This is a genomic window from Carnobacterium alterfunditum DSM 5972, assembly GCF_000744115.1.
In the GTDB taxonomy this organism is placed as follows: Bacteria; Bacillota; Bacilli; order Lactobacillales; family Carnobacteriaceae; genus Carnobacterium_B; species Carnobacterium_B alterfunditum.
Window position 1 is genome coordinate 2,458,107 of the sequence record NZ_JQLG01000004.1, and the last position, 12,842, is coordinate 2,470,948.

Below are 12,842 nucleotides of genomic sequence, written 5' to 3' on the forward strand. Positions count from 1 at the left end.
TAAAAGAAATGTTAACTTGGAACAATGATCATCAAAGGCTCTCCCGCTTCTACTTCTTGACTATTTTGTACCTTTATCTTAAGCACAATGCCGCTAACAGGTGCGACAATTTCATTTTCCATTTTCATCGCTTCAAGTAAACACACCGTTTCTCCAGCTTTTACAGATTGATTTTCTTTTACCTTTACAGATAGTATTCTTCCTTGCATGGGTGCTGCGATCGTTACACCTTCTTGAGGCGTTGTGTTTGATTGGTTCGCACCCACACTTCCGATATCATTGGTTTTATTCATTTGAGAAGACTCTTGGCTGAACTCGCCTTCTATTTCCTTCACTGAAACTTGGTAGCTTTTACCGTTTACGGTTATCTCATAATTTTTCATTAGCGCACGTCCTTACCGAATTCGTTCGATTTTTGTGATCTGATAGCTTTTATCTTGCTGATCCTCATTAGCTAAAATCAACGCCGTCAAAACAGCGACCATTTTTGTCTCATCATCTTCAGCCATTGCTGAAGAATCTTGTTTCTTCTGAACAAGCACATCAGTTTTTCTATTCATTTTAGCCGATTTTGAGCCTAATAGAATCAGTTGACGAATCAATTGCCAGCTGATAAGCACTAAAAAAATAACCAGTAGTCCAACAACGGCAATCACCACTATATCCAGATAAGAAAAACGTTCCATTTAGTCACCTCATTTTATATAGCCTGCTATTCTGATTGTTTGTTCCCAGTCTGATTTCGCTTCTTTTTGCGATACTTCTTGAATTGCATATTTTTTCAGTAGAAATTCTTTTCCAATTTGTGGAAATAGTGCATATGTCAAAACATCTTCATCCGTTTTTGCTAATGTTCCTAATTCTTTTTTTAAACGTTCAAATTCTGGATGGATATGGTCAGCCGGTCGATTTGTAATAACTGGCTCATTATAAATGATCTGCTTTCTGAAATCATCACTGATAGGCATCGGCGGACGTCCATATGAACCATGTAAATAGTCTTTGATCTCATTTGGGACCATCTTGTAGCGTTCGCCAGTTAATACGTTAAAGACGGCTTGTGTTCCGACCATTTGACTCATAGGCGTCACCAACGGTGGGAAGCCTAAATCTTTTCGAACCTGTGGAACCTCTTTCAAAACAGCCTCATATTTTTCAGTAGCATTGGCTTGCTTTAATTGTGCATATAAATTTGATAACATCCCTCCAGGAACTTGATACAAAAGAGCTTTTGGATCCACACCCATCATCTTCGGATCCAATAGCTGATTTGCCAAATATTTATCCCGAATAGGCTTAAAGTAATCAGCAATTTCTTCTAACAATTTAAGATTCAATTTTGTTGTAATTGTCCCTTCATTTAATGCGATAGCCATCGATTCAGTCGGAGGTTGACTCGTTCCTTCTGAAAATGGAGAAATGGCTGTATCGATCATATCCACTCCTGCCTCTACGGCCAATAGATACGTCATTTGTGAGACGCCGCTCGTGGCGTGTGTATGAAGACTAAGTGGGATCGTTAAACTTTTCTTTAACGATCCAACAAGTTCTTTCGCGACATAAGGTGTCAGAATGCCGGCCATATCTTTGATGCAAATAGAATCAGCACCCATTTCTTCTAATTCTTTAGCTAGTTTGGTGTAATAATCGATGGTGTGGACTTCACTTATTGTGTAACAAATAACCAATTGAGCATGCTTATTATATTTTTTGACTGCTCTTAAAGAAGCAATTAAATTTCTAGGATCATTCAACGCATCAAAGATCCTAAAGATATCTATTCCATTTTCACTCGCTTTTTGAACAAATTTTTCTACGATATCATCTGCATAATGGCGATAGCCAAGCAAATTTTGCCCTCTCAACAGCATTTGCAATTTTGTATGCGGAGCACGCTCTTTTATGGCTCTTAGCCTTTCCCAAGGATCTTCATTTAAAAAGCGGATCGCTGCGTCAAATGTTGCTCCTCCCCAACATTCTAGTGAATAATATCCGACTTGATCCATTTTCTCGATAATAGGCAGCATCTCTTGTGTTGACATTCTTGTCGCCATCAAGCTTTGATGAGCATCTCTAAGAACGGTTTCCGTTATTTCAACTTGATGTTCTTTCATTTTCTTATGCCCCTCCTTAGTGAATAAAAGAGTTATTTATAAAGCCAACTTTGCTCTTATTTAGTAGCATCTTTAGTCAATAAGTTTTTGCATCGCTTCCAAGGCTTCATCAGGTAAAACATTCATTTTATTTTTTTCTTGCTCTTCTTGAATATAAGCTATCCGCATTTGCAACCGTTCTTGGACCAATTGACGATACCCCTGATCAGCAAAATTTGGTTCATAGTCTTCTAACGCAAGATAACTTAGCTCATTGAACGTCCCGAATGGTTTAAAATCAGCTGTACCCTCAACGATCGATTCAATACTGCTTAATGTAACCGCAGGAGTAACTTTTTCATCTAAAAAATAACCTGTATTTAAAATGTAGCAGTCGATATTTCGATCAGTAAATAAAGTTTTAAAATGATCAAAATCCTCTTTGAGCGGATAAATGCGGAATGGATTTGCATAAGGCTCGATCACCAATTTATTTACATCGATCCCTTTTTTTAATCGTTCAGCCGTTGAGCGTTTTGTAGCCAAGGTAGCTCCAAATGTTGCAGCAAGAATAGGATCAGTCACCTTGACCACAGGAGGCAAACTATCATCTTTCATGATCCAATAGATTGCGTCGATCGGTTCATTAAATTTGTCTACACGATTTGAAGTAGCATAACGTGATTTGACTGTTCGTCCATTTCCATTTCGTAAATCTTCAGTCAAAAGAACTTTATCTCCATTCTCATCTAATGTAACGGCAACGTTTTGTACCGTTACAAAATAATCGATTTCAGGATGATCTGAAGGATAGTCTTGTGTTTTATCAAAATAAGACGGTTCCAATGCAATGGAAGAACCATCCGCTAGTGAAATAATAAAGGCATCATCATGTAAAACTTCAACCGCATATTTATTTCCGTGTTTAGCATGAGTCAAAGTCGATTTTCCTGAACCTGATAATCCAAAAAAGGCTGACACATAATTTTTTCCATTAGATAATGTGAATTTCTTTTGTCCACCATGACAAGCAACATATTCCAATCTATGAGCGATCCCCCAAGCCATCGTTAATGTTGCTTTCTTTAATTCTCCAAAATAGTTCATTCCTAAGATTACAGCTGCATTATGCTTCGAATCAAAATAAGCTAATCCCATAGGATAATCTGGATGATGCCATTCAGGATCTTGATAGATAAGAATATCACCTTCGTTTATGGCTCTAGATCGAACATATAATTCATTGTATACTTCATTACAGATTTGAAAATTCAATAACCAAGAATACATATTGTTTTCTTGACCAACTGGTACGGTCAAATGAGCCTTTACCATGAATGCAGGATCTAATCCGACATAAGCCGATCCCTTATACCGCATTTTTTTTTCACCTTGATAAATAGCTTCACGAATAATTGGAGCTAGTTTAGCATCTTCTTCAGGGTTTTCTCCCAAAATACGTTTTGCTGCAGCTGTTCTCCCAACTACAGCTCCACCATTTTCAACTAATACACTTGCCCCATAAGGTAAGCCTAGTTTTTCCGGATGCTTGACCAATAAGTCTGTTACAACAGTATGCATTGAATCCTTAGCTAATAAGTAAGCTTCTTCGATCGTTTTTAATTCTTTAATATTATTTCCGTACATTGCTGTTTCAACTACTGAGCGTAAAGATGAAAATAATGGGTTACTTTTTCTAATCTCTGATTTGGAAAAAGTTGATTTGGTTGACATTATATCTCCTCCTATTTCTAAAAAAACATATAAAAAAACGCTTTCATTTATAATCTTTTTTAAAACATTGACACTTTTATCATACCAGATTAAATAAAAAAAAGCCCTAAAAACGAAATCGTTCTTAGGACTTTTAGTATACCGGCGGCCGGAATCGAACCGGCACGCCCTTGCGGGCACAGGATTTTGAGTCCAGCGCGTCTACCAGTTCCGCCACGCCGGCATATGGACTTCTTTTTTTCATCTTTTCAAAAATAAGGCGGTAACCGGATTTGAACCGGTGATGAAGGTTTTGCAGACCTCTGCCTTACCACTTGGCTATACCGCCATCTTTTTTAGTTGAATGAGTATTCAATTAAACTGGGCTAGCTGGATTCGAACCAACGCATGAGGGAGTCAAAGTCCCTTGCCTTACCGCTTGGCTATAGCCCATAAATAAAAAAGGCGACTGATGGGGTTCGAACCCACGCATGCCGGAACCACAATCCGGTGTGTTAACCACTTCACCACAATCGCCATGGTAATTATTTGTTTCCTGTCTTTCTTTAAAAATGGCAGGGGTAGTAGGAATTGAACCCACACTGATGGTGTTGGAGACCATAGTTCTACCTTTAAACTATACCCCTATCTTAAAATAGGTCTTTCTTACAAAAAACAATGGAGGGGGACAGATTCGAACTGTCGAACCCGAAGGAGCGGATTTACAGTCCGCCGCGTTTAGCCACTTCGCTACCCCTCCATAAATGGTGGCCTGGGACAGAATCGAACTGCCGACACCTTGAGCTTCAATCAAGTGCTCTACCAACTGAGCTACCAGGCCATTATAGAAATGGTTTTTAGTTTATTTAGTATACCAACGGTCTCGACGGGAATCGAACCCGCGATCTTCTGCGTGACAGGCAGACATGTTAACCCCTACACCACGAGACCTTGTTAAACTAATGGAGGTTGACGGGCTCGAACCGCCGACCCTCTGCTTGTAAGGCAGATGCTCTCCCAACTGAGCTAAACCTCCAGATAAAAGCGTACTTCTTTTCCTAATCTCAGTAACGTCGTTACTGATGACCCGTACGGGAATCGAACCCGTGATACCGCCGTGAAAGGGCGGTGTCTTAACCGCTTGACCAACGGGTCAGTGTTTTAAACGGAGAGTAAGGGATTCGAACCCTTGAGACAGCGTTCACCGCCTACATGATTTCCAATCATGCTCCTTCGGCCACTCGGACAACTCTCCAGATGGGGTTCACCAAACGAATCTCGTTTATAGTTACATAGATCGACTATGGTACTCCACAAGTAGGGCTCGAACCTACGACATCATGATTAACAGTCATGCGCTCTACCAGCTGAGCTATTGCGGAATAATTAAATTTGCGTGGCAACGTCCTACTCTCACAAAGGGAAACCCTTCACTACCATCGGCGCTAAGAAGCTTAACTTCTGTGTTCGGCATGGGAACAGGTGTGACCTTCTTGCCATCATCACCACACAATTTCAATCAAGAGAACATTATTCTCTCAAAACTGGATAAGTTAAAAATCGTTTTCGTTCATTGACCGTCTATCACCGTTTAAATCTTTGGTTAAGTCCTCGACCGATTAGTATTGGTCCGCTCCATATATCGCTATACTTCCACTTCCAACCTATCAACCTGATCATCTCTCAGGGGTCTTACTCACTTACGTGATGGGAAATCTCATCTTGAGGGGGGCTTCACGCTTAGATGCTTTCAGCGTTTATCCCGTCCACACATAGCTACCCAGCAATGCCCTTGGCAGAACAACTGGTACACCAGAGGTGTGTCCATCCCGGTCCTCTCGTACTAAGGACAGCTCCTCTCAAATTTCCTACGCCCGCGACGGATAGGGACCGAACTGTCTCACGACGTTCTGAACCCAGCTCGCGTACCGCTTTAATGGGCGAACAGCCCAACCCTTGGGACCGACTACAGCCCCAGGATGCGATGAGCCGACATCGAGGTGCCAAACCTCCCCGTCGATGTGGACTCTTGGGGGAGATAAGCCTGTTATCCCCAGGGTAGCTTTTATCCGTTGAGCGATGGCCCTTCCATACGGAACCACCGGATCACTAAGCCCGACTTTCGTCCCTGCTCGACTTGTAGGTCTCGCAGTCAAGCTCCCTTATGCCTTTACACTCTGCGAATGATTTCCAACCATTCTGAGGGAACCTTTGGGCGCCTCCGTTACACTTTAGGAGGCGACCGCCCCAGTCAAACTGCCCGTCAGACACTGTCTCCCAGCCCGATAAGGGCTGTGGGTTAGAGTGGTCATACAGCAAGGGTAGTATCCCACCAACGCCTCCACCAAGACTGGCGTCCTGGCTTCATTGGCTCCTACCTATCCTGTACAAGCTGTACAAACACTCAATATCAAACTGCAGTAAAGCTCCATGGGGTCTTTCCGTCCTGTCGCGGGTAACCTGCATCTTCACAGGTACTATAATTTCACCGAGTCTCTCGTTGAGACAGTGCCCAGATCGTTACGCCTTTCGTGCGGGTCGGAACTTACCCGACAAGGAATTTCGCTACCTTAGGACCGTTATAGTTACGGCCGCCGTTTACTGGGGCTTCAATTCTGAGCTTCGCCCTAAAGCTAACCCATCCTCTTAACCTTCCAGCACCGGGCAGGCGTCAGCCCCTATACGTCATCTTACGATTTTGCAGAGACCTGTGTTTTTGATAAACAGTCGCCTGGGCCTATTCACTGCGGCTGACCAATTGGTCAGCACCCCTTCTCCCGAAGTTACGGGGTCATTTTGCCGAGTTCCTTAACGAGAGTTCTCTCGCACACCTTAGGATTCTCTCCTCGACTACCTGTGTCGGTTTGCGGTACGGGCAGTTTGTTTCTAACTAGAAGCTTTTCTTGACAGTGTGACATCAGGAACTTCGGTACTTAATTTCCCTCCCCATCACAACTTGTTCTTAAAGAAGCAAGCATTTGACTCACTTCAAAACTTGTTGCTTGGACGTGCATATCCAACAGCACGTATTCCTTAGCCTACTGTGTCCCTCCATTGTTCAAACAAAACAAACTGGTACAGGAATCTCAACCTGTTGTCCATCGTCTACGCCATTCGGCCTCGACTTAGGTCCCGACTAACCCTGGGAGGACGAGCCTTCCCCAGGAAACCTTAGTCATTCGGTGGACGGGATTCTCACCCGTCTTTCGCTACTCATACCGGCATTCTCACTTCTAAGCGCTCCACTAGTCCTCACGATCTAGCTTCAACGCCCTTAGAACGCTCTCCTACCATAGAACCAATGGTTCTATCCACAGCTTCGGTGTTATGTTTAGCCCCGGTAAATTTTCGGCGCAGGGTCACTCGACTAGTGAGCTATTACGCACTCTTTAAATGATGGCTGCTTCTGAGCCAACATCCTAGTTGTCTAAGCAACTCCACATCCTTTTCCACTTAACATAAACTTTGGGACCTTAGCTGGTGGTCTGGGCTGTTTCCCTTTCGACTACGGATCTTATCACTCGCAGTCTGACTCCCGGATATAAATCAATGGCATTCGGAGTTTATCTGAATTCGGTAACCCTAGAAGGGCCCCTAGTCCAAACAGTTGCTCTACCTCCATGATTCTAATTCCGAGGCTAGCCCTAAAGCTATTTCGGAGAGAACCAGCTATCTCCAAGTTCGATTGGAATTTCTCCGCTACCCACACCTCATCCCCGCATTTTTCAACATACGTGGGTTCGGTCCTCCAGTGCGTATTACCGCACCTTCAACCTGGACATGGGTAGATCACTTGGTTTCGGGTCTACGACCACATACTCATTCGCCCTATTCAGACTCGCTTTCGCTACGGCTCCGTCTCATCAACTTAACCTCGCATGTGATCGTAACTCGCCGGTTCATTCTACAAAAGGCACGCTATCACCCATTAACGGGCTTTAACTATTTGTAGGCACACGGTTTCAGGGGCTATTTCACTCCTCTTCCGAGGTTCTTTTCACCTTTCCCTCACGGTACTGGTTCACTATCGGTCACTAGGGAGTATTTAGCCTTGGGAGATGGTCCTCCCGGATTCCGACGGAATTTCTCGTGTTCCGCCGTACTCAGGATACTGATCAGAGTGAAATTGGTTTCGGTTACAGGGCTTTTACCTTCTTCGGCAGACCTTTCCAGGTCGCTTCTCCTACCAACTTCATTTATGACTCTATATGTTCAGTCCTACAACCCCAGAAAGCAAGCTTTCTGGTTTGGGCTATTCCCGTTTCGCTCGCCGCTACTCAGGGAATCGATTTTTCTTTCTCTTCCTGCAGGTACTTAGATGTTTCAGTTCTCTGCGTCTACCTCTACTGACCTATGTATTCAGTCAGCAGTAACATCCTATCAAAGATGCTGGGTTCCCCCATTCGGAAATCTTTGGATCAAAGCTCACTTACAGCTCCCCAAAGCATATCGGCGTTAGTCCCGTCCTTCATCGGCTCCTAGTGCCAAGGCATTCACCGTGCGCCCTTATTAACTTAACCTATGGTTAATCGTTAATGTTTAATACTCATCTTTCGATGAGAACCTTAAAAAACTTATTATTTAAAAATTTCGGTGTGTTTCTGGTTTCTTACTTAAATTACGATTTTTAACTTTATCCAGTTTTCAAAGAACAAGGTGTTTCGATTAAAAAGATTGAGAAGATTAGACCTCTCAAAACTAAACAAAGATAAGGTGAATGTGTGGGTTTCCGTTATATTCCTTAGAAAGGAGGTGATCCAGCCGCACCTTCCGATACGGCTACCTTGTTACGACTTCACCCCAATTATCTGTCCCACCTTAGGCGGCTGGCTCCCAAAAGGGTTACCTCACCGACTTCGGGTGTTACAAACTCTCGTGGTGTGACGGGCGGTGTGTACAAGACCCGGGAACGTATTCACCGCGGCGTGCTGATCCGCGATTACTAGCGATTCCGGCTTCATGCAGGCGAGTTGCAGCCTACAATCCGAACTGAGAATGGCTTTAAGAGATTAGCTTAGCCTCGCGACTTTGCGACTCGTTGTACCATCCATTGTAGCACGTGTGTAGCCCAGGTCATAAGGGGCATGATGATTTGACGTCATCCCCACCTTCCTCCGGTTTATCACCGGCAGTCTCACTAGAGTGCCCAACTGAATGCTGGCAACTAATAATAGGGGTTGCGCTCGTTGCGGGACTTAACCCAACATCTCACGACACGAGCTGACGACAACCATGCACCACCTGTCACTTTGTCCCCGAAGGGAAAGCCCTATCTCTAGGGTTGTCAAAGGATGTCAAGACCTGGTAAGGTTCTTCGCGTTGCTTCGAATTAAACCACATGCTCCACCGCTTGTGCGGGTCCCCGTCAATTCCTTTGAGTTTCAACCTTGCGGTCGTACTCCCCAGGCGGAGTGCTTAATGCGTTAGCTGCAGCACTGAAGGGCGGAAACCCTCCAACACTTAGCACTCATCGTTTACGGCGTGGACTACCAGGGTATCTAATCCTGTTTGCTCCCCACGCTTTCGAGCCTCAGCGTCAGTTACAGACCAGAGAGTCGCCTTCGCCACTGGTGTTCCTCCACATATCTACGCATTTCACCGCTACACGTGGAATTCCACTCTCCTCTTCTGCACTCAAGTTCCCCAGTTTCCAATGACCTTCCCCGGTTGAGCCGGGGGCTTTCACATCAGACTTAAAGAACCGCCTGCGCTCGCTTTACGCCCAATAAATCCGGACAACGCTTGCCACCTACGTATTACCGCGGCTGCTGGCACGTAGTTAGCCGTGGCTTTCTGGTTAGATACCGTCAGGGGATGAGCAGTTACTCTCATCCTTGTTCTTCTCTAACAACAGAGTTTTACGATCCGAAAACCTTCTTCACTCACGCGGCATTGCTCCGTCAGACTTTCGTCCATTGCGGAAGATTCCCTACTGCTGCCTCCCGTAGGAGTCTGGGCCGTGTCTCAGTCCCAGTGTGGCCGATCACCCTCTCAGGTCGGCTACGTATCATCGCCTTGGTGAGCCATTACCTCACCAACTAGCTAATACGCCGCGGGTCCATCCATAAGCGGTAGCCGAAGCCACCTTTCTTCTATTCGTCATGTGACGTTTAGAAATATGCGGTATTAGCATCCGTTTCCGAATGTTATCCCCCTCTTATGGGCAGGTTACCCACGTGTTACTCACCCGTCCGCCACTCCTTGACTTCGGTGGGTGCAAGCACCCGGTGAAGTCAAAGCGTTCGACTTGCATGTATTAGGCATGCCGCCAGCGTTCGTCCTGAGCCAGGATCAAACTCTCATATAAAATGATGCTTGAAGCTCATTATTGAATTGCTAGCGAATAATTATTCACTAATTTTGTTACTGTTGACTTAGCACTGCTAAGTCACCCTCACATTTATTTCATCTTACTTTGTTTAGTTTTCAAAGGTCTAAGTGCGCTGTAACGGTTCGTTACAACTTCTATATAATAACAAGTTATCTTTAAATTGTCAATAACTTTTTTATGAAAATTATTTTTTATAGAATTTTTATTCATTTTTTGTGTAAATTGCTTGTTCTAGCAACTCCCATTACTTTACATGCTTTACACAAAATTGTCAACTATTTTACAATCGAATTAGTTAAAAAAATCGATGTGATCTAAGCACCAGCTTCAATACATTTCCACCTCCTATTTCTCCTTACTCATTTCTATAAAAATAGACGCTTATTTTATTTGTAGATTAACAAGTTCTTACCCACTTATTTTTTGTAGGGTAAGCATGTTTGTCACTTTCTATGAACAGTCTCCTTATGATCTCGGTAGCGGTTTAAATAGTAATAGGCTTTTTCTTTAAACGGAGAAGTTACATAACCTGTCCGTTAACTCCTATCATTTTTACTCTCTTGACAAATATAATTACAAACCGGTAAATCTAAGCTATTTAACGTTCCATGAGTACTCTTTCTAACAAAAGGAACACTTACACTATTGGATAAGATCAATTATTGACAATATTTGATTGTTTAATTCCACTTGTGGCCTCTTTTGATTATTAGCTGTTCGCATTCTTTATTCCATAAAAAAACCTCATTAAACATTAGTAGTTGGTTGAAGATACTGTCTGTTTTTCAACTTGATCAGCCTGCTGAATATTTCACGCAGATTTATGATCACTATATTAAAGATCTACCCACTATTTTCAAAATACATACCAAAAATTTGAATGATAACCAAACAATATTTAGTAAACATTAGATTTATTCATCTTTATCGTAACTCTATTTGTATTCTAGTGTTTATCTAATTTATATTAGTTTGTTCATTGTCTTTTATGTCTTTTATGATTTATCTACCTATTATTTCGGCTATCATAGTAGATCAAGGAACTCGTTATCACAGTTACCTATTAGTCAGAAGAACTGAATTATAAACACAGCAGAAAACACATTTTTTGTATCTTTAGGATGACATAATGCAATAGTTAGCTAACTATTTTCATGGTCAAAATGGACCAAAAATCCCAAAAGACTAAGAATTATTTATACGCGTGTGGAGACTTCAACAGTAAAGACATATCATCGACACTCAATTTCCTTTCACCTTGTTTAAGAAACGCAATCCGCTAGAATTTACAGTTTTCTAACCCTTAGTATAGCTCACAAGCTAATTCTTTACTCCAGAAGAGACCTGGCTTGATTGATCTGTAACCAATCTATCGAAGCTTCACCACAGTAATCTTTTATGTGATAATGAAGCTTTGGAGGTACCAATAACCTATAAGTCACTATTTATTTTGTATCTTTTTTATCCGAATTCAAAAGCTAACGTTACCTGTATTTTTATCAGTATTCGGGTTCTTATGAAAAAGCATGGTATTTTCTCAACTAATCAGTCTTTAAGTTTGGCCGTTCTAATTGTCATGCTAACTTTTCTTTATCTATTGTTTACCTTTCTTTGTAAGATTTTTTGATTTTTCAAGTCCATAAAAAGCCTTAACAACTTTTTGATCTTCCACACTTCTATTTTTGCCTCATGAAATACCGTTTCCTAAATTCCAATCAAATTGAATTTATTCAGCTTGAAATTGATTACCGTTTCTTTCCAAGCCGCATCAGTCTACCCATTGCATCTTTTTCTGAATAAGATCCCGTCGATCCAATAACGCAAAAGTAAGGAACCAAGTGTGCTATTTTTTTATTGAGTTACTATTACATAGTCTAGGCGACATTTTGAAGGTTCCATTCTGTTTAACTTTATCCTTACAATACTTATCTTCTATGAAAGAGCAATTAACTTATTAAAATGTCTCCCTTCCATATAAATCCGGTGTAAAATTCGAATCATCCTAGGGCTTTCTAGCAGCAGATAGATCGATTCATTCGGGGATTTATTCCATAAAAACTGCAAATGCGAGTTGACAAAGATATCTTTCATTTAATATTTTCTATAAAGGGCTTACAACTCTGTTTCTATAATTTTTGGTATGGATAAATAAATTAATCAAAAGACTCACCCAAAATTGCTGGAGGAATTGGGTTACTTTTAGCCATGTAAAGGATTCAATGAGAAGTACAAACCGTACATTCCAGAAGAAATTTCATCTTGAAGCATCCACACCATTTGAATTACAGCCGAGAAAAAAGAAACAGGTTCCATGGCTGCTTAACGCACGCCATGAAACCTGTCTAAAAAATTGAAAAGATAAGACTATTATTCTTCACCACTGTTATTTGAAGTAAAACCATAAAATTCAACAAAAAAATACACCTAACGCTTTAAAAACGTTAGGTGTATTTAGTATACCGGCGGCCGGAATCGAACCGGCACGCCCTTGCGGGCACAGGATTTTGAGTCCAGCGCGTCTACCAGTTCCGCCACGCCGGCATATGGACTTCTTTTTTTCATCTTTTCAAAAATAAGGCGGTAACCGGATTTGAACCGGTGATGAAGGTTTTGCAGACCTCTGCCTTACCACTTGGCTATACCGCCATCTTTTTTAGTTGAATGAGTATTCAATTAAACTGGGCTAGCTGGATTCGAACCAACGC

4 protein-coding genes, 14 tRNA genes and 3 rRNA genes are annotated in these 12,842 nt (G+C 42.2%); all 21 read right to left on the bottom strand.

Annotated elements, in window-relative coordinates; translation table 11 throughout:
* Positions 1–11: 11 nt before the first annotated feature.
* Positions 12–383, bottom strand: coding sequence for a biotin/lipoyl-containing protein (locus tag BR50_RS13055; protein ID WP_034548832.1), 372 nt, complete (start codon positions 381–383; stop codon positions 12–14).
* A 12-nt stretch (positions 384–395) separates the two neighbouring features.
* Positions 396–686, bottom strand: coding sequence for a hypothetical protein (locus BR50_RS11970; RefSeq protein ID WP_034548833.1), 291 nt, complete (start codon positions 684–686; stop codon positions 396–398).
* Positions 687–695: 9 nt separating this feature from the next.
* On the bottom strand, positions 696–2,114 hold the full coding sequence (locus BR50_RS11975) for an oxaloacetate decarboxylase subunit alpha (RefSeq protein WP_034548835.1): 1,419 nt from the start codon (positions 2,112–2,114) through the stop codon (positions 696–698).
* A gap of 72 nt (positions 2,115–2,186) precedes the next feature.
* Entirely contained in the window at positions 2,187–3,827 is a 1,641-nt protein-coding gene (locus BR50_RS11980; RefSeq protein WP_034548836.1) for a phosphoenolpyruvate carboxykinase (ATP), read from the bottom strand.
* Between the two features lie 139 nt (positions 3,828–3,966).
* Positions 3,967–4,050, bottom strand: a tRNA-Leu gene (locus tag BR50_RS11985).
* A 34-nt stretch (positions 4,051–4,084) separates the two neighbouring features.
* Positions 4,085–4,155 (bottom strand) — tRNA-Cys (locus BR50_RS11990).
* A gap of 32 nt (positions 4,156–4,187) precedes the next feature.
* Positions 4,188–4,259 (bottom strand) — tRNA-Gln (locus BR50_RS11995).
* Positions 4,260–4,270: 11 nt separating this feature from the next.
* Positions 4,271–4,343, bottom strand: a tRNA-His gene (locus tag BR50_RS12000).
* A gap of 36 nt (positions 4,344–4,379) precedes the next feature.
* Positions 4,380–4,453 (bottom strand) — tRNA-Trp (locus tag BR50_RS12005).
* A gap of 32 nt (positions 4,454–4,485) precedes the next feature.
* Positions 4,486–4,566 (bottom strand) — tRNA-Tyr (locus BR50_RS12010).
* 5 nt (positions 4,567–4,571) lie between these two features.
* Positions 4,572–4,647: transfer RNA gene (locus BR50_RS12015), tRNA-Phe, on the bottom strand.
* Between the two features lie 37 nt (positions 4,648–4,684).
* Positions 4,685–4,757: transfer RNA gene (locus BR50_RS12020), tRNA-Asp, on the bottom strand.
* A 12-nt stretch (positions 4,758–4,769) separates the two neighbouring features.
* Positions 4,770–4,842 (bottom strand) — tRNA-Val (locus BR50_RS12025).
* 47 nt (positions 4,843–4,889) lie between these two features.
* Positions 4,890–4,961 (bottom strand) — tRNA-Glu (locus BR50_RS12030).
* Positions 4,962–4,972: 11 nt separating this feature from the next.
* A tRNA-Ser gene (locus BR50_RS12035) sits at positions 4,973–5,061 on the bottom strand.
* A gap of 54 nt (positions 5,062–5,115) precedes the next feature.
* Positions 5,116–5,188 (bottom strand) — tRNA-Asn (locus tag BR50_RS12040).
* A gap of 12 nt (positions 5,189–5,200) precedes the next feature.
* Positions 5,201–5,316: ribosomal RNA gene (gene rrf, locus BR50_RS12045) — 5S ribosomal RNA — on the bottom strand.
* 89 nt (positions 5,317–5,405) lie between these two features.
* Positions 5,406–8,326, bottom strand: a 23S ribosomal RNA gene (locus BR50_RS12050).
* Positions 8,327–8,551: 225 nt separating this feature from the next.
* Positions 8,552–10,113 (bottom strand): 16S ribosomal RNA (locus BR50_RS12055).
* Together the 16S, 23S and 5S rRNA genes with 12 tRNA genes alongside form the textbook arrangement of a ribosomal RNA operon.
* 2,481 nt (positions 10,114–12,594) lie before the next feature.
* A tRNA-Leu gene (locus BR50_RS12060) sits at positions 12,595–12,678 on the bottom strand.
* Positions 12,679–12,712: 34 nt separating this feature from the next.
* Positions 12,713–12,783 (bottom strand) — tRNA-Cys (locus BR50_RS12065).
* Positions 12,784–12,842: the final 59 nt, after the last annotated feature.